The organism is Psychrobacter sp. TB20-MNA-CIBAN-0197 (genome assembly GCF_040309765.1).
Lineage (GTDB): Bacteria > Pseudomonadota > Gammaproteobacteria > Pseudomonadales > Moraxellaceae > Psychrobacter > Psychrobacter submarinus.
This window is the reverse complement of the sequence record NZ_JBEOPC010000663.1, coordinates 1-269: the sequence shown is the minus strand read 5'-3', so window position 1 is coordinate 269 and position 269 is coordinate 1. Positions and strand designations below refer to the sequence as shown.

At 45.0% G+C, this 269-nt stretch carries 1 pseudogene; it reads right to left on the bottom strand.

The annotated features are described in order from the left end of the window. Positions 1-36: 36 nt before the first annotated feature. A pseudogene (locus tag AAEY83_RS15430) lies at positions 37-269 on the bottom strand (2Fe-2S iron-sulfur cluster-binding protein); the annotation flags it as partial.

The following is a 269-nucleotide window of genomic DNA, read 5'->3' as shown; positions in this document are numbered from 1 at the left end:
GCTCTGGTGCATCAGCACGGCTATATTCAAAGCGTTTCATGAGCGGCCTCCTGTTGTAGCAGTTACTGTCTTGTTATTCGCTGAAGTCTTACCAAGTTGTGCCTCACTCGGTGGCGGTGACCAGATTCCTGTTACGCTTGAGTTTTGCACTACGTTGTCTGTTGTTTGAGTACTAGACTCTAAAACCTGACTCTCTGAAACTTGACTTTCAAGCACTTGTGAAATGGCTTTTATAATATTTGGATAAGCTGAGCAGCGGCAGATGTTAC